Origin of the sequence: Arthrobacter sp. LAPM80, assembly GCF_046736435.1 — a bacterium.
Lineage (GTDB): Bacteria > Actinomycetota > Actinomycetes > Actinomycetales > Micrococcaceae > Specibacter.
The window spans coordinates 19,868-45,911 of record NZ_JBCHVD010000015.1 but is presented as its reverse complement, the minus strand read 5'-3'; the positions used below and the strand labels follow the sequence as shown (position 1 = coordinate 45,911).

The window sequence follows — 26,044 nt, the reverse complement described above, 5'->3', positions numbered from 1 at the left end:
AGTATCCCGTGAACCGCATCCCTTTAAGTCGTCGGAATTTCGTTGCAGGCGCCCTGGGCGTTGGCACCTTGCTGGCAGTCACAGCTTGTGGCGGCGCTGCCGGCGGTAACGCCTCCTCCAAAATTACCTGGTCCACCTGGGGCACGCCGGAGGAGGGGCAACGCTTCAAGAAGTTCAACACCCAGTTCAAGACGGACAATCCCAGCATTGAGGCGACCTTGCAGATGGTGCCTTCCTACTCGGACTATCACTCCAAGCTCCTGACCCAGCTCACGTCCGGCACCGCACCGGACGTTTTCTACGTAGGGGATGACCACATCGGAAAATTTGTTTCCGCTGGCGTGCTCATGGACTTGACCCCTGTGGTTAGCGGTGCAGAAACAAACGTCAAAATGGATGACTTCAACCCGGCCCTGTTTGGTGCAGGGAAGACGGACAAGGGGCTTTTTGCCCTTCCCAACGACTGCAACCCGGACGTCTTCTGGTTCGACAAAAAAGCGTTGGCCGCGGCCGGCATCACGGAGAACCCGGCAGAGCTCGCCGCGGCCGGCACCTGGAGCATCGATACGTTCCTGGCCATGTGCACCAAACTGGCTGCCAAGGGCATGACCGGTGCCATGTTCTGGAACTACTGGTCCACGCATTGGAGCTGGGTCGCTGCCCACGGCGGACAGGTCTTCGACGCCGCCGGAACGTTCGTACTGCCGCAGGATCCCAAGAGTGTCGCAGCCATCCAATCGCTTGCCGACGCTTTCACCAGCAAGTCGTTCACGGTGGCTGATACCCTGCCGGACGGTTCCGGTGCAGATAGCCTCTTCGTCTCGCACAAGGCTGGCTTTTACGTCCAGGGGCGGTACGGCATTGCCACCGCCGAACAGTCCGGGAGCAAGGACGACTACGACATCGCCCCTTGGCCCACCGTCTCCGGCAAGCCGGGTCCGTCAGGTGTCGCCGCGTCCTATTTGGTTATCAACGCCAAGACGAAGGCACCAGACGCGGCCAAATCCTTCGTTGGGGACTTCCTTAGCGCCAAGGGCCAGACGCTCCGTCTGGCAGAAGGCGGCAACGCCGTCCCGTCCGTTAAGGGCGCAGACTCTGTGGTCCTGGACGGTAACTACCCTGCCCATGCCAAGTCGTTCCTGGAGATGACGGACACGGGATTTGAGGATTTCTCCCAGGAAGCCAGGGTTCCCGGGCTCTCCTCTGACGTCAGCACCGCCATGCTCACCATGTACCAGGGCAAAGCCAGTGCGCCCGACACCATCGCCGCCGTGGCCAAGTTGATGCAAAAGGCGGTTTGACGCCGTGACCGCCGTCATGACCAGGGCCAACACCGCTGGTGCCGAGCTGGTCGAACGCCCGGAAGCTGGCTGGCGCAAACGTGACCGCTGGTGGGGGCTGGTCTTCGTCAGCCCGCAGCTGATCGGGATGATTGCGTTCGTCCTGCTGCCGTTCGCGGTGGGGCTGGTGCTGGCTTTTGCCCAATGGGACGGCCTGACCGAGCTCACCTGGGTGGGATTTGCCAACTTCCAGGCGCAGCTTGGCGACCCTGTCTTTCTGCGCTCCATCCTGAACACACTGGGCTTGGCGCTGGTCACGGTGCCGGTGGGTTTGGCATTGTCCTTGTTGGTGGCGGTCGGACTGGATCGGCTGCGCGGGCGCACCGGATACCTGCTGCTGTACTTTGCCCCCGTGATGACTAGTTCCATCGCCGTTTCACTAGTGTGGCAGCAGATCCTGCGGGCCGACGGCCCGCTCAACGAGGCCTTCACCAAAGTCTTCGGCATCCCAGGTCCGAACTGGCTCGGTGACCCCCGCTTCGTGCTGCTGGCAGTGAGTATTGTGACCATCTGGTCTTCATTGGGCTTGAACGTCATCATTTTCCTGGCGGGCCTGCAGGGCATCAACCCGAATGTCCTTGAGGCCGCACGGGTTGACGGCGCCGGACCACTGCGCACCATGCTGCAGGTCAGGCTGCCGTTGCTGTCCCCGGTGGTGTTCTTCTCCACCGTCGTTGCCGTCATCAGTTCCTTCCAGACCTTCGACGTAGTCTTCATCCTGACCAAGGGCGGGGGACCGGAAAACTCAGCTAGGACCATCGTGTACCAGATCTATGACGAAGGCTTTGTCCACTTCCAATTCGGCATGGCCAGCGCGGCATCCATCATCCTGCTGGTCCTGACCCTGGTCGTCACCGCCGTGCAGCTTGGCCTGCAGCGCCGATTCGTTCACTACGAAAGCTGATAGACATGGCTACTTCACTGCAACAACGACCCGCCCGCATCGTGCGACTAGCGCCGCGCCGGCGTCCGGCGCGCAGCGTCAAAATGTCCCGGATCATCCTGCACGTGCTGCTGGCCGTGGGGGGCTTGCTCATGGTGGCACCATTTCTGTGGATGCTGCTGACGTCCTTCAAATCGCTGCCCCAAATTCTGGCCAACCCCCTGGGATTGTTCCCTGCTCCTTGGAACTTCGAAAACTACGCGGCAGCCTGGAACGCAGCCCCGTTCGGCCTGGCCTACTGGAACAGTATTTACATTTGCATACTGACAGTCGCCGGAACCATCCTGACTGCTTCCATGGCCGCCTACGCTTTCGCCCGGATTGAGTTCAGGGGTAGCAAGTTCCTGTTCGTCTTGTTTCTGGCCACCCAAATGGTCCCGCAGCAGGTCACGATCGTGCCGCTGTACATGATCTTTGCGAAGCTGGGCTGGGTGGATACCCACCTGGCGCTCATTATCCCGGCTGTGCTGTGCAACCCGTTCGCTGTGTTCCTGGTGCGCCAGTTCATCCGCTCGCTTCCCGTTGAGCTTGAGGAAGCGGCACGTCTGGACGGTGCCGGCCGCTGGCGGATCCTGTTCAGCATCGTGATGCCCAACATCAAGCCCGGTTTGGCAGCGTTGTCCATTGTGGTGGCTCTGGGGGCTTGGAACAATTTCTTCCTGCCCCTGATTGTCCTCAATAGCGAGAACCAGTTCACCGTTCCGCTGTTGCTCTCACAGTTCACCGGCCAATACGGCGGCGTCAATTACTCGCTGATCATGGCGGCTTCGGCCATCTCGATTGTGCCGATGCTGATCGCGTTCCTGATCGGCAACCGCAGGATCCTGAACTCCATGGCCATGTCCGGCATGGGCGGCTCCTGATGAGTGCCTGGCCCGGTGCAGGGGCGTTCCTGGACCTCGACGCCGTTCCGTTGACGGACAGGGGATCCCGGCTTCTCATCTTCGCCCGCCCCGACGGGAGCCTTAGAGTTGCCGGGGCGGTCTACGAGCGCCACGCGGACCGCTGCACGCACCTGCGCCGGCTCGCCGTGGAGGACGCGGACGGCCGGCAGCTGCCGGTCACCGGCGTCGGCCCCGAGGGCATCAGCTTTTCCGACGGCGCGGTATCACTGACGTTCGTCGACGCAGAAACTCTCAGCCTTGGGGTTGCCGACGAGGGCCCCCTGGTCAGAGTGGTCCTTGAAGCCTTTGGGACCGACGAACTTGGGCAACCAATCTCCGAGGCCGACGGCGCGCCCATTCGCTGGTGCAGTACGCAAGGACGCGCCACCTTTGGCGCGCCCAGCATCGTGCTGCCGGCCGGCGGCAGCGTGAGCGTCCGCATGGGCGGCGCCGTGCGTGCAACCCCGGAACCCGGCAGCCACGGGCGGTATGTGGAGGCCGCGTCGGGCCGCTGGCGGGACTGGTTCGACAAGCTGCCAGCCGTCCGGGACTCGGATCGAGAAATGGCCCGCTACGCGTGGTGGCTCCTAGCCAGCAACATCGTCCGGCTTGCCACGCACCCGGACTTAGAAACAGTGGTTCCGTCGAAGCAGGGCTACGTTGCGGCCTGGCAGTGGGACTCCTACTTCATCAGTTTCGGCCTGCGCCACGGCGATCCGAAGCTGGCGGCAGACCAGTTGCGCTTGTTCTTCGCCGAGCAGGCGCCCGACGGCGGTTTGCCGGACGTGGTGCACGACGGCGGGACACTGGCTTGCGTCGCGGACATGCCACCTGGGGACCTGGTCGCCCTGGCCCGGATTCATGGGCCGGACTCGCCCATGGTCACCCAGGCCTACATGCCCATCACGAAACCGCCGCTGGCAGCGTGGGCGGCCCGCGCCGTGGACCAGGCGGCCGGCAGCTCCCTGCAGGACTCCGTGCAGGCCGAACTCAAGGGCGGACTGGACCGGCTGCACCGATGGTGGTTCGACCGGCCCTCGCCGGACGGGCTGCCAGGCTATGAGCACGTCTATTCTTCGGGCCTGGACGATTCCCCTCTCTTTGACGACGGTGGCCCGGTGTTCGCCCCCGATCTCCCCAGTTACCTGGTCATGGCACTGGATTCGATGGCCGCACTGGCCGACGACTGCGGCGACGTTGAGGAGGCGGGGGCGCAGCGGTCCATGGCGGACGCCACGGCGGATCTGCTGGTTGCAGAGCGCTATGACGCCGGGCTCGGCCAATTTGTGGCGTTGACCCCTGCTGGCCGTCGAGAGACGCTCACGCCGTTCGCGCTGATGCCACTGTTGACCGGCAGGCTGTCCACCCAGGTGCTGGAGAGCTTGCGGGAATCGCTCACTGCGCCGGGGGCCTTGGGAGCGGCCTATCCGCTACCAACCGTGGCGCTGGGCGAGCCCGAATTCGATGCAGACAAGATGTGGCGCGGGCCGGTGTGGTTGAACGTGAATTGGCTGGTGGTCCAGGGGTTGCAGCGAAGCGGCATGGATGCTGAGGCCGCCGATCTTGCCGAGCGGACAGTCCACATGGTAAGGGAGAGCGGGGGAATCCACGAATACTGGAACCCGCTGACAGGGGCTCGCGCGGCCGGCGCCACCACCGGCTTTGGCTGGTCCGCAGCCCTATTCCTTGACCTGGCCGTGTGGCTGGCTTCAAGACGCAAATAACTCCTCTCAACCACGCAAGCAAGTGCGGCACACAAGGAAGCCCATCCTGGAGTATCCAGGATGGGCTTCCTTGTGTGCCGGCATGCTCAGGCGATGCCGCCGCCGTCGACCACCAGCGCAGAGCCCGTTACGTAGGAACTCGCATCGCTGGCCAGCCAAACCACGGCCTCCGCGATTTCCTCAGGGGTGCCCATCCGCTTGAGCGGACGGTCATCGGATTCGGCCAGGAAGCTCTGCTCTTCTTGGGAGAGCTGCCGGGCCTCCTCGCGGAGCATTGGAGTGTTGGTGTCCCCGGGGTTGACCGAGTTTACCCGGATGTTATCCGGTCCGTGATCGATGGCCAGTGCGCGGGTCATGTTGACCACGGCAGCCTTGGACGTGCAGTAAGAAAGGGCGTTGCCGCCGCCCTTCAGGCCCCAGCCAGAGCCGGTGTTGACGATCGAGCCGCCACCGGCCGCCTGCATGAGGGGAACCACGTGCTTGCACAACAGGAACGGGCCACGCACGTTTACGGCCATGACGCGTTCCCAGTCCTCCAGGGAGGTTTCGAGCACGTTGGCGCGGCGGATGATGCCTGCGTTGTTAAATAGCACGTTAACGCCGCCAAAGGCATTCACCACTTGGGCCACGCCCGACTGGACCTGATCATTGTCGGCCACATTGACCGCAAGCCCAAGAGCCTTGACACCAAGTGCGGCGGCCTCCTCAGCCACGGCCTTGGCAGCTGCCTCGTTGATGTCAAAGATAGCCACATTGGCGCCTTCGGTGGCCATCGCCAATGCAGTGGCGCGGCCGATACCTGAGCCGCCGCCGGTGACGATGGCATTTTTGTTCTTCAAACGCATTCAGTACTCCTTGGTTGTGGTGGTGCCTTGGGTTTCTTCAAACACCCGGCGGACCGGGTAGACAGTGTGGGTGCCCGCACCCGTGAAAACTTTTGCGTAGCCGTTGAGCTTGGCGTCGACCTCGTCATCGCCGGAGTCCACCCATAGCGGCCGCCCGGCCAACGATGAGAGTTTGCCGTCCGTTGCGACGATCTGAAGCGGCACATGGGAAAGCAGCCGCGCTGTAACCTGCTGGTTTCCCCGGCCGACGACGAAGCCCTGACCGCCCAGAGGCGTGAGAACCACGGTGGCCGGTCCGCCGTTGAAATCAGCGTCCAGCATGGCTTCCAGCGCGTGTGCATCGGCGTCTGCAGTGACCAGCACCCCGTTTCGTACAACATCCACGCCCAAGCGTGTCGTGGCCAGGCCGAGCACGGCGCCAATGGCGTTGGTCGTTCCGCCGGGCCCCAAAATGTAAGTTCGGTTCGATTCCATGCCCCTGACAAAGGCGCGCGCCAAGGCTGCCACTGCATTAGCGTCCGATGCCGGAGTGGCGGCCTTTCGCGACTGCAAGCGGCTTGGGTCCACAGGCACGCTAAGTGTTCCGTACAGGGCGGGGGAAGCGAGCCCTGCGCGCAGAAGTTCCTCATCAATGTCGACGACGTCGCGCTCTGCAACAGCCCTCTCCTCACCCGTCAGCCAAGACGCTGCCAGTGACCCCGCGGTTGTCGGTGTGAGCGCAAAGACCGAAGAGTATATTTTGACACCAGAAGGAATGCCCAAGACGGGAATGGCGCCGCCAATAGAGTCGAGTACATCCCGTGCCGTGCCGTCCCCCCCGGCAAAGAGAATTATGTCAACACCGGCCTTCACGAGTAGCCGGGCCAACCGTCGGGTATCAGTTGCGCTACTTGTGTCCCTGATGCTCGTGCCGCATATTCCGGCGTCCAGTACTGTGAGTGAGCAAAGCCCTTGGACAACATCCTCACCCAACATCCCCGGGCCGGTGTACACATGAAGCGTGTGACCTGAGCGTTCCAGCAAAACGGAGAGCTGTTCAAGAGCGTGCCGCGCACGATTAGGGGATGTCATCGAATAGCCGGAACTGCGAGCAATCCGTAGAATGTCTGGGCCGTCACTGCCTTTTTGCCCGGATGGACCGCCCAGTCCGGCGACCGGATTGACTATAAGCCCTACACTAACTGTGTCCATACATATCCACCTCCATTTCTGTATACAGTATACTGAAACTTCAATGGAGTGGTAGATCTATCGCGCCATCACTTCACAAGTCGATACTGCGATGCAAAGGGGAAACAAGTGTCCATTCAGCGTCAAACACTGCGTGAGCAGATTGAAACGGAGATTATGGACCGTGTGGGTGCCGGTGAATTCGCCATGGGGGAGAGCATCAACGAGGTCGCCGTGTCCGAGCAACTCGGGGTTAGCAGGACCCCGCTACGGGAGGCGCTCATCTCACTGTCTCAACAGGGCGTCATCCTTCGTGTATCGGGCAAAGGTTTTAGATGGGCACCCATTGGCGCCAATGACTTTACGGAGACCGTGCAGATCATCGCAGCACTGGAGGGGCTCGCTCTGCGCCTGACGCCGGCCTCGGAGTTGCCCCGCATTGGGCGCCTCTTGGCGGAACAAGCTCAAGGCTTCACTGCTTCCGTCAGTTCGGCCGACGAAATACACGAGCACGACGACGCATTCCATGCCCTGCTCACATCCGGTAGTCCTAACAAGCGCCTGTTGGAGACCGTTGCGTCCTACAAGCTAGCTTTGCGACGGTACGAGCGGCTTTTCGTTGGAAACGCAGACTTGATGGAGCGCGCCGCGGACGAACATGAGGCCATCGCCGAGGCGCTGGCTGCCAACGATCTGCACGGTGCTATTGGTGCACTGGAGGACAACTGGCATAATAGCGTCCCGCGCATCATCAACGCGCTCAAGGCCAAGGTCCCTGCTCACTAAAGTCTCTTCCGCGGTGATTGGTACCCCCGTTACCTTTTTAGTAGCCCCTTAAAGAGTAAGAATTGGGGTTGTTGGCCTGTCGGTCCCGGCATGATTAAGTCCCCCAGTCATTGATGATCCGGGGGGTGTTGGTGCTCCTATTCTTGTCGGCTACATTCCCGGTTTGGCGATGCGCCGCATCGCTGATCTGCACCCTGGAGAAGCCAAGACCGCCAGAGACGCAGCCATCATCGCTGAGGCCGCCCGGTCCCTGCCACACACGCTGCGTTCCATCGTCGTTGCCGATGAAAAATCTGCCGAACTCTCGATGTTGTGTGGATTTGACGATGATCTGGCGAAGCAAGCCACCGCGACCTCGAACAGGATCAGGGGCCTGCTCACCCAGATCCATCCCGCCTTGGAACGTGTCATCGGTACGCATCTGGACCATCCAGCAATAGCAGAATTACTGATCAAATACCCGACCCCGGACAAGCTTCGCAAAGCAGGACAAACCCGCGTCACGACACTGCTTTCGAAGTACGCTCCACGGGCCGGGAAACGCTGGGCCCAAGAAGTATTTACAGCCCTAGGCGAGCAGAGCGTCGTGGTCGCTGGCACTAACGCGGCAGGCATTGTTCTGCCTCAACTCGCCGGAATGCTCAAGCAACTACGCACCGCCCGAGATGAGCTCCTCAAGCAAGTTGAAGCACTCGTGGAGGCCCACCCTCTTCACCTCGTCCTGACTTCCATGCCAGCAGTCGGGGTCAGGACCGAAGCACGCATCCTCACCGAGGTTGCAGGCAAGGAATTCAAGACTGCCGGCCACCTCGCCTCCTACGCCGGACTGGCCCCGGTCACCTGGCGCTCAGGCACCTCAATCCGTGGCGACCACCCCTCCAAAAAGGGCAACAAGTCCCTGAAGCGGGCGTTCTTCCTCTCCGCATTCGCAGCCCTGAAAGACCCGCTCTCACGGGCCTACTACGACCGGAAACGAGCCGAAGGCAAGCGCCACAATCAAGCCCTGATCGCCCTCGCCCGACGCCGCTGCGACGTGCTCTTCGCCATGCTCGGCGACGGCGCCCTCTACGACGCCCCAACTTCCAAAACCACATAACCATTCCAAGACAGCAGCTGCCGGACACACACCGGCAGCCACTTTCCCCTGCCAAAAATAGTTACTCAATATTTTTGGAATAAAGACAGCTAAACCCCTTGACGAAAAACATAGGGACACCCCCCATTGGCGGCTTTTCAGAGAGTGTAGAGGCCACCGCAGTGTGGTGAGCCGAAGTTCGTTGGGTTGCTCCGAATTAAGCTGAGGACCGTGGGAGAGAATCAAATTGCCTAGCTGAAGTGCCTATGGCGGTTGCATCCCTGCAGTTGGACGCAACAGACGGTTTGGCTACATGCGAGTCGGCTTGGACGAAAGCGAAGACGCCGTCGTTCTCCGCGGCTTCCCGCATCCCGTCCACGGCGTGCTGGAGCCCTCCCAGTTCACTGGCGCTTGCATTGCGTGAGGACTCATTCCCGGCGAGTTCCAAGACCTTGCGGGCTTGGTAAATCTCGGAGATGTCATGGGTGTCCAGGTGTGTCACTTTCAGGACGCGTGTGGCGGGGTTGCGGACCAGCTGGCCGGGGGAGTGATGTGTCCAAACGGCGTTTTCCCTGCCAATTAGTTAATGACAGCGATCAAAAATCATGAGTGGAATCTCCTCAATGCTCTGTTGCTGGAGGTGTTCTCGGGTTAGGCTCTGGCCATGGATCCAGTTGACGCGAATCCGCAGAACTATCGGGTTGTATTTGAGAATGATCGGGTGCGTGTGCTCGAGTACACGGACACGCCAGGACACGTGACCACCGCGCATCATCATCCTGACAGTGTGATGATTACGGCCAGCACGTTCCGCCGCCGTCTTTCTTCCAACGGACAAAGCGTCGACGTGGAATTACCCGCAGGCGTGGCACGTTGGATGTCTTCTCAGGACCATTACGGGGAAAACATTGGGGAAACGGACACTCATGCGTTCTTTGTGGAACTCAAGGAGCCAGCCCAGAGCGCATCTCAAGGCCCAAGCGGCTCGCTAGGTCCGGAGGGGCCCTGAAAACTGCTGGTACACCCTTCCAATTAACGGGAGATTTGTTGAAGTGCCCAGGAATTGCCGTCGGGATCGCTGAAGTACGCGTAACTGACGCCCCCGCCCATGTCGCTAACCCCGGACACCTCAACCCCCCTGCCGAGAAGCATCCGGCGAATGGTGTCAAGGTCATCCACCACCAAGTGCAGGCCATGGACAGGTGCTGCTGTGGGGTCGCTGATGCCCACGCCAATAACGATGGAGCATGCTGATCCTGGGGGTGTCAGCTGGACGACGCGCATGCCGTTGCCCGGCTCAATGTCATGATCTAAGTTGAAACCCACCTGATCAACGTAGAACGCCTTGCTGCGGTCAACATCAGTTGAGGGCAGCGGGACCAATTCCAAGCGCATGTCCACAAGGACTCCTTCCACCCGCAAGTTTCGCGGAATCAGGGCAGGCCGGTGACCTGCGTAAGTGCCATGGTACTCACTTTCAGTGGAGTCAATGCGCAAGGACTTTCTCATCATGTTCATCAAAGTAGACAAATTGCGGTTGGCCAACTGACCTTTGCGGTTGACCAACCCGAGGCGGCGGTCGTTGTAGAGCGCACCGACAACCCCTACGCGGTCGGCCAGGGCTCAAAGAATAGGCATGCTCATCGGCAGAGAGGGCTACTGGGTGGATTCAGCGGGTGCCGGGGTTGGGCCGGTTACTTTGCGCCATGCTCAGGGAGCTGAGGCCGGCGGCGGACACCTCAAGTCCTTATCCGTGGGTACGAGTATGCATTCGAGGATTGCTTCCCTGGAAGTCAGCTCGCCCGAGTAACGCCTTGAAATCTCCGCTCTAGCACGCGGCATGAGGGCCTGCCAGAGAGAACCCTGGGGCGTGATCGCAGAAGAAAATAGCACAAGAATGCATTGCCCAGCGGATATTCCTGTCGGAGCTCTCGGTGCAGGATCACCTCACATCGATCGTCGCGAAGGTCCTGTTCCAGAATCTCCAATCCTTTCACTTTCAGATCCTTAGCCCTCGCGCGGAGCCAAGATGAAACCGGCAGTGTGACTGCCCTTGAAGACCTTTTCGCGTACTCGGATAAGCCCACTTCTGCGCTTCCATCACGGCCTCCGTCGATGCTCAGGAGCGGTGATTTGGGACTATGGCTGTACAGCATGGAGGCTTGGCGGCACCTCGTATAGCCGCACATGGGTAGATTGTCGTGGTGGCTGAGAAGAACTTGCCCGGGGAATTAGCTTCTGTAAATTGGACGTGACTGGTGAGAGAGTCGAGATGTTCGAACCAAACCGTAAGAGGGAGTTGACATGATTGAGATGTTGCACAATTCGGGGATCAAGAGCGAATACGCTTACGCTGGTGGCTTCGCATCCATCGTATTGTCACTCGGTTCTTGGCTCGTCAGCCGAGCCAAGAGCGACGATTCGAAGGCTCAGTCAGACCGGTGGGGCATTTTCGTTGGGCATTGGGCCCCGACATTCTTCGCAGTGGGCATTGCACTGAAACTCGAAGAAAAAAAATAGGAATTTCCTGCTCACCCATCAGGTTCCTCCTGGCTGCGCACATTCGTGTCCGGCCTGATTCACAAAAAAGCCACCCTTGGGTTAACGACTCTGCAGACAAATGGATCGTTGCCAAAGCCTGTTGCCGATGTCTCCCAGAAGACAACGGGCCGTTCACTCTTGGCTTTCGCGGCAGTCCGGGGGCAGTCAGTGGTGGCCTCGTTTTCCGAGACATCGTCAAAAACAATTGGCGGAGCGGGAGCAAGGACTTACCGCACCGGGGCATTCCCATCACGACCATCGCCGATACTGACATTACGGCGTACACCTTTGGGGTGGACCTGTACCGCGACAAACTCCAAGCGATCCGGGACGCTAAAGTCAGCATCGTGATCGCGACGTTCATCTGGAAAAATGATGAAACCGGGCAGCAAGTCAAGGACGCCGTCAATGCGGCGGCCGGCCCGGGTATCAAGGTTTATATCATCCATGACCAATTCGTGAACCTGGTCGTGCCACCCTCTTTCGTCCAGTTCCACCCGGACGTCCACATCCATCGGTCCCGGTGCTGCGCACCTCCATGCTCACCAAGACTTCGCGCAAGCACCAGACAGGCCCACCGCAAATTCTTCAGAGTCGATGATCCGATTGTGGATGACGCGATAGGACAGTGTGTGGGGGCTACAATAACGGGTCCATGTACGCCACGGAATGGCGAGACACCCATGTGTGGATGGTGGGCCCTTCCGGACGGGATCTGCGGCAGGGGTTGGTGAACAGCTGGAACGAGAACGCGACCGGATCCACACCGGGAGTTCCTCACACCAGCCCGGATCAGTCACTCTGCCCAAGGATGCAAATCACATCCTCTCCGACTGGCTTTCACCCGGTTTCTACCGCTCCCTGCTCGAGGTCGGGGTGACCTCCTCCTCTGCCGAGACGCGATGATCACCGCCAAAACGGCCACCATCGACGGCAGCTGGTCAACGATGGGCGCATCCGGTAGTGAGTTCCAGGGTGACGGGGACACCGTACCGGCCAGTCGCAGCCAGATGTCCACCACCGTGCCGGGGTTGAGAAACATCGAATCGATGCCCTCGACCACCTGCCAATGCGCAAAGGCCGCATGGTCATTGGGCCCCGCCGGTATCGGAGCCAGCCATCTGAGTTCTGACCGTAAGGATGCGGACAGTGCCCGAGCCAAAGCGCTGGCCAATGGCGTCCCCCTTGTATCGAGAGGCGGCCACTCTCATTGGGCTGAAAGCGGTTCAGGATCCTCGCTGCCCTGCACCGTGCTCTGGACGCCTGCTTCGCCCAGCCCGCAGGAGGGAGTAACGAACACGGCGCCCGGCAATCCGGAATTGTTATCTATGGTGAACATGACGCCGGGGTGCTCACCTCTGAAAGCACCATCCGCTGGTATGAGCTGTGGCCCTGGCGATTCAAAGTCCGGCGGCAACGGCGGGAGGCGGCCCCGTGCCTGTGCCACATGGCCCCCGTGTGTGCCGATCATCTCGCCCGTGGTTCCCCGGCAGAGTGGGAAGGTCAGGGCGAACCGCTTGCGGGCGGGAAAGCCTTAGCGGTCCGCCACGATAGCCGCGCTGTGACCCGGCAGCTCCAGCCGAGGCTCGAGCCCGGAAACATCCAGCAGGGAGCCGCCATCAGTGGCGAGTAGCAAATGCTGTCCGCGGACCGGCAGCTGTGCCGTTTCTGGGGAGAAGTTTAAGGCCACATCGATCCCGCCCCTGCGCAATAGCAGCCACTTCGCATCCTCATCAAAGACGACCGAGGTGGCAGCGAAGCCCGGCTGGCTGAGTTCGGGCGTGGCCCGGCGCAGGCAGATCAGCCGCTTGTACAAGTCCAAAAGGCGCGCATGGTCGCCGTCGTACGCTTCCGACCACTTGAGCTTGGACCGGGTGAATGTCCTAGGATCCTGCGGGTTCGGGACCACCTCCGGGTCCCATCCCATGGCCGCGAACTCGTCCAACCGGCCCGTCGCGGTGGCTTCAGCCAGCTCCGGCTCGGGATGGGAGGTAAAGAATTGCCAGGGGGTGCTGGCCCCGTATTCCTCGCCCATGAACAGCATAGGCGTGAACGGGGACGCCAGCGTTGCCACGGCGGCGACGGCCAGCTGCCCGTACCCGAGAGTCTGTGACAGCCGGTCACCGGCGGCACGGTTGCCGATCTGGTCGTGATTTTGGTTGCACACCACCAGGGCGGAGGGATGCACCGCCGCTTTGTTGATCTTCCGGCCGTGATGGCGGCCCCGGAAACTGGAGTAGCTTCCGTCGTGGAAGAATCCGTCCTGGAGCACCTTCGCCAACGCTCCCACTGAATCAAAGTCGGCGTAGTAGCCCGCAGTCTCACCGCTGACATTGACATGCACGGCGTGATGGAAGTCGTCACTCCATTGCGCTCGCAGCCCGTTACCGTTCTCTGGCCGCGAGTACAGCAGCCGCGGATCATTGAGATCCGATTCCGCGATCATGGCCACCGGGCGGCCGGTCTCGGCAGAGACGACCTCGGCCATCTCGCCCAGCTCTTCCAGCAGCGGCAGCGCCCGTTCATCCTGCAGCGCGTGGACGGCGTCGAGCCGCAGGCCGTCCACATGGTAGTCCCGCAGCCACATGGCGGCGTTGTCCAGAATGTAGCGGCGGACGGTATCCGAGCCGGGACCGTCCAGATTCACCGAATCCCCCCACGTGTTGCCGGCACCGTCCTTGAGGTAGGGGCCAAAACGGGGAAGGTAGTTCCCACTGGGTCCCAAATGGTTGTACACCACGTCCTGGATGACACCGATCCCCGCCTGGTGCGCCGCGTCGACGAAGCGCTGGTAGGCTGCCGGTCCGCCATAACCCTCATGAACCGCATACCAGAGTACGCCGTCGTAGCCCCAGTTGTGGGTGCCGTTAAAGCCATTGACCGGGAGCAGTTCGATGAAGTCAATGCCGAGCTCCGCCAGGTAATCCAGCTTCAGAGCCGCCGCATCCAAGGTGCCCGCATCGGTGAAGGTGCCCAGGTGCAGCTCATAAATGACGGCACCCGTCAGCTCCCGCCCCTGCCACGCCCCGTCCTGCCAGGCGTGCGCGGTGGGATCAAAGGTGCGCGAGAGTGAATGGACGCCGTGAGGCTGCCGGCGGGAGCGGGGATCCGGCAGGGCGGTGGTGTCACCGTCCAACAGATAGCCGTAGTCCACCTCATCGTGCGCGGGGACGCCAGCAGTGGTCCACCAGCCTTCATCGCCGGGGGCCTCATCGCTACGCCGGGTCATGGCATATTCGGTCCCTCCGGCCAGCAGAGTCACAGTATCTGCTGCCGGGGCCCACACATCGAAGCGTCCGCGCTCTGGTGCCTGTTGGGTCACGACACCCTCCTTTTCATCGTTGGGGCGTTAGACGCGGGTGGCGGCAGGGTCCGGGCCATCGGGCAGGGGCTCGGGTTTCAGCAGGGCTACGGGGTGGCTGGAGAGGATCTCTCCCACGGGCACCTCGCCCGCATTGAAGCTGCGGCCCGTCAGCTCATCAGACATGTCGCCAGCGAGGCGGATGTGCGTCCCTTGCCAGCCGCCGCCTTGTTCCAGCCCATGGGGGAGCCTAGTCGCCAGTGTCAGCGCGCCCTGGCCGCTGCCGTCGCCGCGGCTGAAGGCGAGCAGGTGTTTCGCTGCCGGGCCTTGGGCGTACACGGGGGTGTAGCCACGGAACAGGTCCGGGCGGGTGCGGCGCAGCCGCAGCGCCCGCGAGGTCACCAGCAGCTTCGTTTCCGCCCCAACGGCCGATGCCGGGAGCCCGCCTTCGTCCAGCTGCTCCAGCATTCGCCAGCGTGCAGGGAAATCGACGGGCCGGCGGTTGTCCGGGTCCGTCAGGGACAGGTCCCACAGTTCGGTGCCCTGGTAGACGTCCGGCACACCCGGCATGGTCAGTTGAACGATTTTGGCGGCCAGGGAATTGGAGGCCCCATAGGGCTCCAACAGGGCAACCAGCGCCTCCAGCTCGCGGTGCGCCTCGGGGTTGTCGAAGGCAGCGTCGACCACCTGCGCTAGCCGCTCCTCGAAGTTCTCCTGCGGGTCGGCCCAATCGGTTGATTTTCCGGCTTCCCGGGCTGCCTTTTCGGCGTATGCGTGGAGCCGGTCGCGGTCCGCCGGCCAGACACCGGCGACGGCCTGCCACAGCAGGTTGGCAAGCGGTCCGTCGGGTAGCGGTGCCAGGGTCTGCATGCGCTGCACAAACTGCCCCCACACAGCGGGCAGTTCCGCCAAGACAGAGATCCGGGCCCGGGTGTCCTCGCTGCGTTTGGTGTCGTGGGTGCTCAAGGTTGTCATGGACAGCGGGATCTGCTCCAGTCGGCGGTGCATCCGGGCATGGAACTCCGCCGCTGGGATGGCGAACTCCGTGGGGTCGGCGCCGACCTCCGTCAAGGTGCCCAAACGGTTCTGGCGGAAGAAGGCCGTGTCCTCAACTCCCTTGGCCATGACCATGCCGGAGGTTTGCTGGAAGCGGCGGCCCATCTCGGCGCCGTCGTCCGGCCCCACGTCCAGCAGCAACGGCAAAAGGATCCCCACGGCGCCCTGCAAGTCGGGGCGGCGGCGGCCCGCCTGTTCGCACGCCGACCGCAAAATATCGGCACCCTCGGGCAGGTACGTCCGGTAGACCGGGAAGCAGGCGATGATTTCAGACAGGGCATCGGCCCAGTGCTCAACGCCCAATCTGGCGCTCGCAGGAACCAGGCGGGCCAGGCGCAGCATTTCTGAATGCAATATTCCATCTGTGACGCGTCGCTTGGTGCCGTGGATGGTCTCTTCATAGTCCGTTATCCGTGACCCGCGGAGCTTGGCGCTGACGGCATCAATACCCGCTTGCCCGGCGTCGTCAATGAACACCCGGTCTATGTCCGCCAGGGCGTCGTAGCCGGTGGTCCCCTCGCAGTCGAAACCTTGGGGGAGGTCCTCACCAGGCTCAAGGATCTTCTCCACCAACACATATTTGCCGCCGATGCCCTGCCTGAGCCTGTGCAGATACCCTTCCGGATCGGCCAAGCCGTCGGGGTGGTCGATGCGCAGCCCGTCCACCAGGTCCTCATCGAACCAGCGCAGAATCTCCCGGTGGGATTGAGCGAAAACTTTCGGGTCCTCCACGCGCAGGCCCGCCAGTGAGTTCACCGCGAAAAACCGGCGGTAGTTCAAATCAAAGTCGGCCCGGCGCCACCCGATCAGCTCGTAGTGCTGCCTGGCATGCACGTCGGCAGCAGCGTCGCCGTCCGAAAACGTGCCTGTTGCCAGAGGGAATCGGTGCTCGTAATAGCAGAGCTCGCCATCCTCGATCTTCAAGGCAGCCACATCTTCGTCATCGTCTAAAACAGGGATTCGGATGCGCCCCGCACCGGCGGCCCAATCGACGTCGAACGAGCTGGCCCACGGCGAGTCCTGGCCCTCTTTCAGGAGGGACCACCACCACGGGTTCTGTTTCGGCGTCGCGACGCCCATGTGGTTCGGCACAATGTCCACCAGCACCCCGAGGCCGGCCTCGCGCGCCGCCTGGGAGAGAGCTGCCAGACCTTCGGGACCGCCACGTTCCGCATCAACCTTGGAGGTGTCGGTGACATCGTAACCGTGTGTCGAGCCCTTTTCAGCCGTCAGGATGGGGGAGAGGTACACCCAATCCACACCCAGCAGCTTCAGATAGGGCACGGTGCTGGCGGCATCGAACAAGGTGAAGTCCGCGCTCAACTGCAGCCGGTAGGAGGAAGATGGGGCTCTCATGACCAGGCTCCTTCCGGAGTGGCTTGACCTTCGGGGTGCTCCCCGCTGTCCGGGGCCATGGCGGCCAGGGACGCCGCGGCGGAGTAGTCAACCACTTCTTCAGGGCCGGAATAGGCGCGCAGGACCATCGTGGACTTTCCCGCCAATTCGACTGTGGCGCCGGCATCGGGCAGTTCCGTGTCAGCGCTTCCGGCGGTGTCCACCAGAATCTCCCACGACGGAGAATATTCCTTGGCGGGGAGATGGAAGTTCACGGCCTCGTCGTCGGCATTGAACAGCAACAAGAAGCTCTTGTCGGTGACGCGGCGCCCGCGGCTGTCTTTCTCGCCAATGCCTTCTCCGTTGTAAAAGACGCCCACGCAGCGGCCAAATCCACTGTCCCAGTCTTCGGGCAGCATATCGGCGCCGTCCGGCCTGATCCAGACGATATCCGGGAGAGCTTCGCCTTCTCCGCGGAGAACCGGCCGGCCGTCGAAGAAGCCACGGCGCCGGAAAACGGGGTGGTTGAGGCGAATCTGATTGACCCTGGCCGTGAACTCCACCAAGGGCTGATCCACAGCATCCCAGTGCACCCAGCTGAGCTCGGAATCTTGACAGTAGGTGTTGTTATTTCCTTGCTGGGTGCGGCCCAATTCATCCCCGCGCACGAGCATGGGAACGCCTTGGGAGAGCATCAGCGTGGTGATGATGTTCCGTTGTTGGCGTGCGCGCAGGCTCAGCACGGCGGGGTCGTCGGTGGGGCCTTCGACACCGCAATTCCAAGAGCGGTTGTGTGACTCGCCGTCATTGTTGCCTTCACCGTTGGCATCGTTGTGCTTCTCGTTGTAGGAAACCAAGTCGCGAAGTGTGAATCCGTCGTGGGCCGTGACGAAGTTAATGGAGGCTACGGGGCGGCGGCCGGAATTTTCGTACAGATCTGCAGAGCCAGTCAGCCGGGAGGCAAATTCGGCGAGCGTTGCCGGTTCTCCTCGCCAGAAATCCCTCACGGTGTCCCGGTATTTGCCGTTCCATTCCGTCCACTGGGGCGGGAAATTGCCCACTTGGTAGCCTCCGGGACCCACATCCCACGGTTCGGCGATGAGCTTCACTTGGGATATGACCGGATCCTGCTGGATCATTTCAAAGAATGTGGACAGCTTGTCCACCTCATAGAATTCACGCGCCAATGTGGACGCCAAATCGAACCGGAAGCCGTCCACATGCATCTCCTGCACCCAGTAGCGCAGGGAGTCCATGATGAGTTGCATCGAGTAGGGATGCCGGACATTCAGCGAGTTCCCGGTGCCGGTGTAGTCCATGTAGTACTGGGGGTGGTCTTCGACCAAACGGTAATACGCGGCGTTGTCTATGCCCTTGAAAGAGAGGGTGGGGCCCAGATGGTTGCCTTCGGCGGTGTGGTTGTAGACCACATCGAGAATGACTTCGATCCCTGCCTTGTGAAGGTCCCGGACCATAGCCTTGAATTCCTGGACTTGACCGCCGTCCTCACCGGAGGAGCTGTAGGTGTTCTGAGGGGCAAAGAAGCCGATGCTGTTGTAGCCCCAATAGTTGCTGAGCCCCTTCTCCACCAACGTGCCGTCGTTGATAAATTGATGGACGGGCATGAGCTCGACGGCGGTTATGCCAAGTTTTTTAAAATGGTCCAGCATCACCGGGTGGGCGACGCCAGCATAAGTGCCGCGCTGCTCCTCGGGTATTTCACTGTGCAGCTCAGTGAGGCCCTTGACGTGTGCCTCGTAAATAACGGACTCATGGTACGGGATGCGCAGTTGGCGGTCACCGTCCCAACTGAAGAACGGGTTGATGACCACGCTGTACATGGCGTGGGGTGCTGAATCTTGTTCCTGCCGAGCGTCCGGATCGTCAAATTGGTAGGAAAACAAGGCCGGATCCCAGTCAATCTGTCCGTGGATGGATTTTGCGTACGGATCCAATAGCAGCTTGCTTGGGTCAAAACGCAGGCCCTGTGCCGGGTCGTACGGTCCATGAACGCGGTAGCCGTACTGTTGGCCGGGTTGGACGTCAGGAAGATAGCAGTGCCACACGTGGCCGTCCACCTCTTCCATTTCGATGGCGGTCTCCGTCGAATCATCGGCGAGAAGGCACAGCAACACTTTCTCGGCACGTTCGCTGAAGAGTGAAAAGTTGGTGCCTGTTCCATCGAAGGTGGCTCCCAATGGGTAGGCATTTCCAGGCCAAACTTCCAAGTCTCCTCCAAAGTGAGAGTTAAGTGAGGTGCGGTGCGGCACCCGCATTCAGGTCGTGCACGTCACAATACCCGATCGACAGGGGTAGCTTGTGGGTCGGTGAACCCCCGCGTCGGCCCCAATGCGGACAGCTGCTGGGGAATGAGGAATGGGTAATTAACGCACTCTCCGCACGGGCCCGTGCGCTCCCGACCAAACCCGTGCCGGTGGCTGAGGGCGTGCCCATCGGAGAGCATGTCCAAGGCCTAGTCATCCCAGGCTGATGCGTCAGCTGCGCGTGAGTTCCCTTCAAGGCTCGGTCCCGGGCTGCCCCTGAGGACCGCGTCGTCTAGGACGCTCAGCGCAACAATCAGACGTTGCTGATCGGGTCTCGGTGGTAACTCCGAACGTGCTCAATCCGCCGGCAGAGAAGTACTCGGAGGGCTCCAAGCCGGGCGGCGGATTCGGACGAGACCCGGAACTTTTGGGTCTTTGTTGAGCCTTTAGAGGTGCTGACGGGGTCCGCTTTCTTGATGAAGCGAGAGGTTCCGTCAACAACTCTGGGCACACCGAGACGATGTTCAACGCGTGTGGCAATTGTGGCCCAAAGTGCGTGCGATTCGCGATTTGGCCGTGGTAGCCGAAGAAGGGCAAGAAGGAGTGCCTCGCACGTTCAGGCAAGCTCGGTGGCAGAGCCGCCAACATCGCAATCTATGCCGTCCCCGGCCAAGTGGCGGAAAGACCGTTGATGCTCGATTTGAGACACGGATATACCCCAGCCGAACAAACATCCGGCTTACGATTCCAGTGAGATGGCCTCAACGGAGTTCTGCTCAGTGCTGGTTTAGAGTCTCGAATGATTGCAGGGGCCCAGGGGCCGGTATGACCCTTGTTCCGCCCTCGTTGCACTGTTGACCGAAGATCCTGCGGTAGCTGCGTCAGATCCATCTCACTGGAATCGTAAGACGGACAAACATCCTAGGGGTCGCACCGAGGTGGGATTGACCTCTGACTTGTGAGCGCAAAGCCAGTGATGAGACATGGCTGAGAAGCCCGGGACGAGCGTGAACAATCTTTAGTTATGCGGGGCCCAAGGTGAGGTAGCGGTTTACGGTGGCGCGGCTTGTTCCGATGATGTTGTCGACGTCGGCTGGGTTTGGGCTTTTTTAAGTAAGCGGGTTTCTTTACGCTGGGGTGGGAAACGGTGACTTCCTCGCGTCCTGTTTTGCGCAGCTCTCCTTTGGAGTCGCGCTGGGTGAAATTTCGAAAGATGCCACACCGGGCAAGAGCTTCAACATACTGTCCCACCTCTTGAAGTCACTTGGCACGACGGCACTCAGTCCCCTGGAGGCAGGTTAGTGGGCAGCGTTTCCGCCCTTTGTGGACGAAACCAGAAACTGGTGCCAGTCGGTCGCGATGGGGGTCCTCGTGACGAGGCCTGCTTCGCCCCGTTTTTCGCCAGCCAGGCTACTCTCGCCCGGGCAACCGACTTCGGACAAAGGCTTTCTCTGCATGCTGTTCCTCATTCCTTGGGCGCGTTGCCGTCGCTTTAAGGGCGGCATCAGTGGGGCCTGTCTGCGCGAGCGCGGCCAGTGTCTGAGCCTGACGGTGATAGCTATGCCGGGCTTCTGCGACGGACAGTCGGGAGCTGGTCCGGGCGCGGGGAACGAGAACGAGACCATGAATGGTGCCTTGTGCTGGCGGTCAATGCTCCGGTGCGTGCGGCTGGCGAATGCGAGCCCGATGCCGGACCGTGACTTGGGCAAGGTCCCCGGTTTATTGACAAGCAGCTTCTAGCTATATCGGGTTCTGCTGGGCCCTCCGCTACCCCGTTCGGCGCTTTCTAAACCTCTTGTGAAGTTAGTCGGCACCTGCTTACCATCAACCTCATAACCGTGCCCCACCATTCTCATCCGGTCCGTGAATCCATGATTTCAAGCGGATCATTCCTGAAAGAGAGCGACGATGACGGAGAACTCATGGCCCCACGATGAGGGCCTCGAAATGTACGAACCTGAGCTTCTGATCCCCAACCAAGCGGCGTCGACAGTTCCGGCTCCTCAGAGCCTGCCGACACCCCAGAGGCCTCCACAGGGTGCGGATTCAAAGCCGGTGGCGGCGAAAGAGGAAGCGGGGGAAGTTGCCCGCCTTGCCACGGAGGGTGTGCAGAACGTTACTGATACGGCAAGGGACGAAGCAGCCAACGTTGTGGCAGAGGTGAAGATCAACGCACGCGAGCTGATGGCGCAGGCGGTCTCAGATCTTACTGAACAGGCCGCAACACAGCAGAAACGAGTTGCGGAGGGGTTGCGTTCAATCTCGGAGGAACTGCACTCTATGGTTTCCGCAACTGATCAGCCCGGTCTGGCCACCGACCTCGTGCGACAAGCCGCTGAACGCTCTGCAGCCGTGGCATCCTGGCTGACTGACCGCGATCCCGGCTCCCTACTGGCTGAGGTAAAGACTTATGCTCGTCACAAGCCGGGCACGTTCTTGCTGTTGGCGGCCGGGGCAGGGATTGTGGCCGGAAGACTCACCCGGAGTCTGAGTGCGGGTGCCCCCAAACCCACCGGACCGGTGGTCCACGCCCACGACACCATCTCCCCGCGGACCCCGGCAGCGAGCACAGCGGTGACGCGACCACCTGCACCACCTGCACCAACGGAAGCCCCTGTCTCGGATACCCCTGCCTCGGAAACCCCCACCACGGAATTCCCCGCAGCGTACCCATTGCCCCCGGTGGGGGAGACCGGTACCTATCCTGCGGGCCAGTCCGGAACCCACGCGCAGACCGGCCCAGGCCGGCCGGAGCTCTGGAGTGCTGAGCCAGTGGTAATCGATCCGCTGCCGGAGTTTGACCCGCTGAGCGATGATCCCTTCGATGGTGGCCGTCAATGAGCGCCGATTTGCCAGCCCCCGGCGCCCACGCCAAGGCAGAATCCTCCTCTCTGGGAGACCTTCTGGGGGAAGCTACCCGGGATCTGTCGACTTTGATGCGTCAGGAAGTGGAACTGGCCAAAGTGGAGTTGAAGGACTCTGCCGTCCGGGCTGGGAAAGGCAGTGGAATGCTGGCCGGGGCTTCAGTCGCGGGCCACTTCGTCCTCCTCTTTTTGTCTCTGGCTCTATGGTGGGCGCTCGGGACGTGGTGGGGGCTGGGCTGGTCCGGTGTAGTGGTTGCCGTCATTTGGGCCATCGTTGCCGCCGTTCTGGCCGCTTTGGGGCGAAGGGAACTCAAAGCTATCAAGGGTCTGCCCCAGACCGGTCAGACTCTGCAGGAAATCCCATCAACCCTCAAGCCCAACTCTTAGATCAGCGAGGAAAAAATGATGAGTGAAGATCCGGATGTTATTCGTTCAAATATCGAGGCCACCCGGGCACGCCTGGGCACCACCGTTGATGCTGTGGCGGATAAAGTCAGCCCGTCGCACATTGTGCAAAGACAGACCGACAAAGTCAAAGACGCCGTTTTCGGGGTCAAGGACAAGGTCATGGGTGTGGCAGATCATGGCGGGGAGAGCGTGAGTGGGGTTGGTTCTGCGATCGGGGATGCACCGGCTCAGCTCAAGGCCAGGACGCAAGGGAATCCCCTCGCGGCCGGGCTAATCGCTTTCGGCGCCGGTTTGCTCCTCTCGTCCCTGATCCCGGCCAGCGAGCCTGAGCGCGAAGCTGCTGAGGCGCTGAAGTCGGCGGCTGAGCCTCTGACCCAGGAGCTGACGGAGGCCGCAAAAGACGTTGCGGAGGGACTGAAGGGACCGGCCCAGGAAGCCATGGAAAACGTCAAGGCTACCGCAGCTGACGCTACCGAACACGTCAAGGCCGAGGGCCAAGATGTTGTTGCCGATGTCAAGGAGCGGGCCGCTGATGCCAAGGACAACATCGAGCAGGCCTGAGCACGTGAATCGGCCGGCCGTTCCCTGCTTGTCAGGGCACGGTCGGCCGCGGCGCTTAACCCCCGAAGGATGATCCAATGACAGAAAATGACGCGGAAATGCGCCACAGCAGCACTGCCAAAGCCCGCACAGCCCCCGAACCGGACGATAGTCGCAAACCAGAGAGTCCCACGGATCTGAGTAAACCGTCCTGGAAGTACATCGGCAAGAAGACACTCCGAGAGTTCAGCAAAGACCAGTGTCCGGATCTCGCAGCCGCGCTGACGTACCATGCCGTCCTGTCGATTTTCCCGGCCCTTTTGGCACTGGTTTCCCTGCTGGGCATTTTCGGGCAAGCGGAGAAAACGACCTCGGCTGTGCTCAATATCGTTCAGAGCATCGCCCCGGGCCAGACCGTGGAGACCCTCCGTCCCGTGGTCCAGGGCCTTGTCAGTTCCTCCAGCGCCGGGCTGACCCTAGTCTTGGGCATTGTCATTGCACTCTGGTCCGCGTCCGGCTACGTGGCCGCTTTCGGTCGGGCGATGAACCGAGTGTACGAGATCGATGAAGGCAGGTCGTTCCTGAAGTTTCGCGGCACCATGCTGGTCGTTACCGTTATCAACTTGTTGATCGTGGTCGTGTTGGCCGCGATGCTTGTGCTCAGCGGCCCGGTGGCCACGTCCGTGGGCAACACCGTCGGGCTGGGCGGGACTGTCCTGGCGGGGTGGAACATTGCCAAATGGCCGATCATGCTAGTGCTGATTATTCTTGCGATTGCCATCCTCTACTACGCCACTCCCAACGTTAAACAGCCCAAATTCCGTTGGATGAGCATGGGTTCGGCGATCGCCCTTGTGGTGTTTCTGCTGGCATCGTTGGCCTTTGGCCTCTACGTCAGCAACTTCAGCAGCTACAACAAGACCTACGGTGCGATCGGCGGAGTGATCGTCGCACTGCTCTGGCTGTGGATACTGAACATGTCATTGCTTTTCGGCGCCGAGTTCGACGCAGAAGTAGAGCGCGGACGCGAACTCCAGGCCGGCATCCAAGCCGAAAAAACCATCCAGCTCCCGCCCCGGGATACCAAAAAGAGCGAAAAACTCCAGGCCCGTGAGGAAGACGACATCCGCCGCGGCCGCGACCTACGCGAACAACACAGCGACAAATTCCCAGAGAAAGATCGCAGATGAGCCCCTATGACTAAACCTGTATCCACCGATCCGGGCCGGGCTCGTGCCAGTTCCCGGTTTTTCGTGATTTTGTGATTTGGGGCAGGGGCGAGTGTTCGGCCTTGCTGCCGTTGGTGTTCCACGTTGGGGTTCCTGGGTTGCGCCGGTACTGGCTGGGTTGACGGGTTTTATGCTGCTCGTGGTGGCGAGTGGGTTGCGGTGTGGAGGTTCTCCCAAGCAGTTTGCCAGGGCCAGGATTCGGGTAGGTGGAGCCGTATTTTTCGGGCGCTGGAAGCGATCCGGGCGGGGACAATGATGAGTTTGGCCCGGATCGTGCCGGTCCTGGCCTTGGCGAAAGCCCCGCCGGCAAGGACCCCGGCAGCCCGGGTCAGGTTATAGGCCATCACCGCGGCAACGAGCCATGCCGAATTCGCCCCGAAATGCCCCGAGGGCAGGTGGGCCAGGGCGCTGTCTTTGAGGTCGGCATTGACCTGCTCGATAATGGCGTGGCGGCGGTGGGTCTTGTCGGCTGCGACCGTGTCCAGGTCCTTGGCATCGACGGTGGTGAAGAACGCGTGGAAGCGGTGCGTGTCAAAGAGGGTCGGCTGCCCCTCAACGGCTTTCGGGTTCAGTTCCGGGATGCGGCGCACCACCAGCCTGCCGGTGATTCTCTCATCCTTCGTCCGTGAGGAGAACGCAGTAAACGGCACTTCGGCGACTTCCGCGGCCGACACCCATGCCTCGGTGGCCTCGTCGAAGACGGCGTTCGTGTACTGGATCGGCACCCACGCAGAATCCGGGACCCCCGCGATGGCGCGTTTGACGGCGGGGTCCATGCTCACCGTGACCGAAACCTGCGCGCCACCGGCCAGGGCCGCGCTGACGGCGGGGTGGCCGTAGTAGGCCGAATCAAAACGACACAGCACCGGCCCTGCCACGCCAGTGCGTTTGAGGGTCCCCAACGACTCGGTGATGAATTTCTTGGCTCCACGGGCCGAATTCGCGGCTCCCTTGCGCAGGCGCTGACCGATGATCACCGGGGCGGTGTCCCTCGTGGAGGCGGTGGCGAGCAGGGCGTTGAGGCCACGGACCCCGGAATACCCGTACCCGGAACCCTGCTTCTGGTATCCGTGGACCTCCACGATGGTGTCGTCCACATCGACGAAGACAAAGCCCTCCCCGGACGGGGTCCCAAACAGCGGAGCCTTCCGGGCCAGGTTCACCAGGAGTCGGGAGGCGACCGCGTCGAGCTGGCGCACATGCCCGAACGTGAAGGAGCGCAGGAACGAACCCAACGTGGACGGGGCATAGCAACCCGTGAAGATCTTCTTCATCCCGCCGTGGCGCAACACCGCCATGTCATCAATGGAATCGGCCCCGGCAACCATGCCCGCGACCAGCGCGGCGACCTTCAACCCCGCATTCGCGCCCTTGTCCGTCGGCACGGACAACCACTCATCAGTTAGCTCGTGCAGTCCCGCGTCCTGGCCCAGGCGCATCACCGGCACCAACCCGGCCGGCGACACAAGATTCGCCTCGTCAAAGGAAACTGACCTGGCCGCTGCGGTATGGGAAACTAGCATCTACGAGATGTCCTCTTCTGGGTAAGAAAATTTGACTGTGGTAAGCCAATTTTCCCCTAAAAGACGGACATTTCGTGCTTAAAACGCCGAGCAACCCCAAACCGGATCGGTGGATTCAGGCTAAACAATCCACGAGATCTTCTCCAGCACCCTCCAAAACGGTGCATTTGACATGACTCGGTTCCAACCAGACAAAGTGATCCAGCCCGCAGGCAC

Annotated in this window: 20 protein-coding genes and 1 pseudogene; 12 read left to right on the top strand and 9 right to left on the bottom strand. The window is 61.3% G+C overall.

Annotation, left to right across the window (positions count from 1 at the left end; genetic code table 11):
- Window positions 1–8 precede the first annotated feature (8 nt).
- From AAGW05_RS14345 to AAGW05_RS14330, 4 genes are read left to right on the top strand one after another with little or no spacing between them, the layout of a single operon-like run.
- Complete coding sequence (locus AAGW05_RS14345; RefSeq protein WP_411805228.1) at window positions 9–1,301, top strand: ABC transporter substrate-binding protein; 1,293 nt, start codon at window positions 9–11, stop codon at window positions 1,299–1,301.
- 4 nt (window positions 1,302–1,305) lie between these two features.
- Window positions 1,306–2,244 carry a carbohydrate ABC transporter permease gene (locus AAGW05_RS14340; RefSeq protein ID WP_411805227.1) on the top strand — a complete coding sequence of 313 codons (939 nt, stop codon included), beginning with the start codon at window positions 1,306–1,308 and terminating at the stop codon, window positions 2,242–2,244.
- A 5-nt stretch (window positions 2,245–2,249) separates the two neighbouring features.
- Window positions 2,250–3,146 (top strand): carbohydrate ABC transporter permease, encoded by an 897-nt coding sequence (locus AAGW05_RS14335; RefSeq protein ID WP_411805226.1) that lies wholly within the window; start codon window positions 2,250–2,252, stop codon window positions 3,144–3,146.
- On the top strand, window positions 3,146–4,891 hold the full coding sequence (locus AAGW05_RS14330) for an amylo-alpha-1,6-glucosidase (RefSeq protein WP_411805225.1): 1,746 nt from the start codon (window positions 3,146–3,148) through the stop codon (window positions 4,889–4,891). Before AAGW05_RS14335 ends, AAGW05_RS14330 begins: the two co-directional genes overlap by 1 nt.
- Before the next feature lie 86 nt (window positions 4,892–4,977).
- Here the strand turns inward: AAGW05_RS14330 and AAGW05_RS14325 are convergent, their stop codons facing one another.
- Both AAGW05_RS14325 and AAGW05_RS14320 read right to left on the bottom strand, forming a co-directional pair.
- Entirely contained in the window at window positions 4,978–5,736 is a 759-nt protein-coding gene (locus AAGW05_RS14325) for an SDR family NAD(P)-dependent oxidoreductase (protein ID WP_411805224.1), read from the bottom strand.
- The gene (locus tag AAGW05_RS14320) at window positions 5,737–6,711 is read right to left on the bottom strand and encodes an ATP-NAD kinase family protein (RefSeq protein WP_411805263.1); all 975 of its coding nucleotides are present in this window, start codon (window positions 6,709–6,711) and stop codon (window positions 5,737–5,739) included.
- Window positions 6,712–7,035: 324 nt separating this feature from the next.
- Here AAGW05_RS14320 and AAGW05_RS14315 point away from each other — a divergent pair, with 324 nt between their 5' ends.
- Window positions 7,036–7,692, top strand: coding sequence for a GntR family transcriptional regulator (locus tag AAGW05_RS14315; protein WP_411805223.1), 657 nt, complete (start codon window positions 7,036–7,038; stop codon window positions 7,690–7,692).
- Between the two features lie 106 nt (window positions 7,693–7,798).
- Window positions 7,799–8,788: pseudogene (locus tag AAGW05_RS14310) on the top strand (IS110 family transposase); the annotation flags it as partial.
- A gap of 196 nt (window positions 8,789–8,984) precedes the next feature.
- On the opposite strand, the gene AAGW05_RS14305 reads toward AAGW05_RS14310, so the two are convergent.
- Entirely contained in the window at window positions 8,985–9,269 is a 285-nt protein-coding gene (locus AAGW05_RS14305; protein ID WP_411805222.1) for a hypothetical protein, read from the bottom strand.
- Window positions 9,270–9,431: 162 nt separating this feature from the next.
- Between AAGW05_RS14305 and AAGW05_RS14300 the strand changes: the two genes are divergently transcribed.
- Entirely contained in the window at window positions 9,432–9,776 is a 345-nt protein-coding gene (locus tag AAGW05_RS14300; RefSeq protein ID WP_411805221.1) for a cytoplasmic protein, read from the top strand.
- Window positions 9,777–9,799: 23 nt separating this feature from the next.
- On the opposite strand, the gene AAGW05_RS14295 is transcribed toward AAGW05_RS14300, so the two are convergent.
- Complete coding sequence (locus AAGW05_RS14295) at window positions 9,800–10,162, bottom strand: VOC family protein (RefSeq protein WP_411805220.1); 363 nt, start codon at window positions 10,160–10,162, stop codon at window positions 9,800–9,802.
- 909 nt (window positions 10,163–11,071) lie between these two features.
- Between AAGW05_RS14295 and AAGW05_RS14290 the strand changes: the two genes are divergently transcribed.
- On the top strand, window positions 11,072–11,287 hold the full coding sequence (locus AAGW05_RS14290; protein ID WP_411805219.1) for a hypothetical protein: 216 nt from the start codon (window positions 11,072–11,074) through the stop codon (window positions 11,285–11,287).
- A gap of 248 nt (window positions 11,288–11,535) precedes the next feature.
- On the opposite strand, the gene AAGW05_RS14285 is transcribed toward AAGW05_RS14290, so the two are convergent.
- The 4 genes from AAGW05_RS14285 to glgX form a co-directional block, all read right to left on the bottom strand.
- Window positions 11,536–11,805, bottom strand: a complete 270-nt coding sequence (locus tag AAGW05_RS14285; protein ID WP_411805218.1) for a hypothetical protein — start codon at window positions 11,803–11,805, stop codon at window positions 11,536–11,538.
- 1,037 nt (window positions 11,806–12,842) lie between these two features.
- Complete coding sequence (gene treZ, locus AAGW05_RS14280) at window positions 12,843–14,630, bottom strand: malto-oligosyltrehalose trehalohydrolase (protein WP_411805217.1); 1,788 nt, start codon at window positions 14,628–14,630, stop codon at window positions 12,843–12,845.
- Between the two features lie 27 nt (window positions 14,631–14,657).
- On the bottom strand, window positions 14,658–17,021 hold the full coding sequence (gene treY, locus AAGW05_RS14275; protein WP_411805216.1) for a malto-oligosyltrehalose synthase: 2,364 nt from the start codon (window positions 17,019–17,021) through the stop codon (window positions 14,658–14,660).
- Complete coding sequence (glgX, locus tag AAGW05_RS14270) at window positions 17,018–19,228, bottom strand: glycogen debranching protein GlgX (RefSeq protein WP_411805215.1); 2,211 nt, start codon at window positions 19,226–19,228, stop codon at window positions 17,018–17,020. The genes treY and glgX overlap by 4 nt, the downstream gene beginning before the upstream one ends.
- A gap of 1,944 nt (window positions 19,229–21,172) precedes the next feature.
- Here glgX and AAGW05_RS14265 point away from each other — a divergent pair.
- The 4 genes from AAGW05_RS14265 (at window position 21,173) to AAGW05_RS14250 (ending at window position 24,266) form a co-directional block, all read left to right on the top strand.
- The gene (locus AAGW05_RS14265; RefSeq protein ID WP_411805214.1) at window positions 21,173–22,105 is read left to right on the top strand and encodes a hypothetical protein; all 933 of its coding nucleotides are present in this window, start codon (window positions 21,173–21,175) and stop codon (window positions 22,103–22,105) included.
- A complete protein-coding gene (locus AAGW05_RS14260) occupies window positions 22,102–22,515 on the top strand; it encodes a phage holin family protein (protein ID WP_411805213.1) in 414 nt (137 codons plus the stop codon). Before AAGW05_RS14265 ends, AAGW05_RS14260 begins: the two co-directional genes overlap by 4 nt.
- Before the next feature lie 18 nt (window positions 22,516–22,533).
- Complete coding sequence (locus AAGW05_RS14255) at window positions 22,534–23,097, top strand: DUF3618 domain-containing protein (protein ID WP_411805212.1); 564 nt, start codon at window positions 22,534–22,536, stop codon at window positions 23,095–23,097.
- A 77-nt stretch (window positions 23,098–23,174) separates the two neighbouring features.
- Window positions 23,175–24,266, top strand: a complete 1,092-nt coding sequence (locus AAGW05_RS14250) for a YihY/virulence factor BrkB family protein (RefSeq protein WP_411805211.1) — start codon at window positions 23,175–23,177, stop codon at window positions 24,264–24,266.
- A 167-nt stretch (window positions 24,267–24,433) separates the two neighbouring features.
- Here AAGW05_RS14250 and AAGW05_RS14245 read toward each other — a convergent pair whose 3' ends face one another.
- Entirely contained in the window at window positions 24,434–25,828 is a 1,395-nt protein-coding gene (locus AAGW05_RS14245; protein ID WP_411805210.1) for an IS1380 family transposase, read from the bottom strand.
- Between the last annotated feature and the right edge of the window lie 216 nt (window positions 25,829–26,044).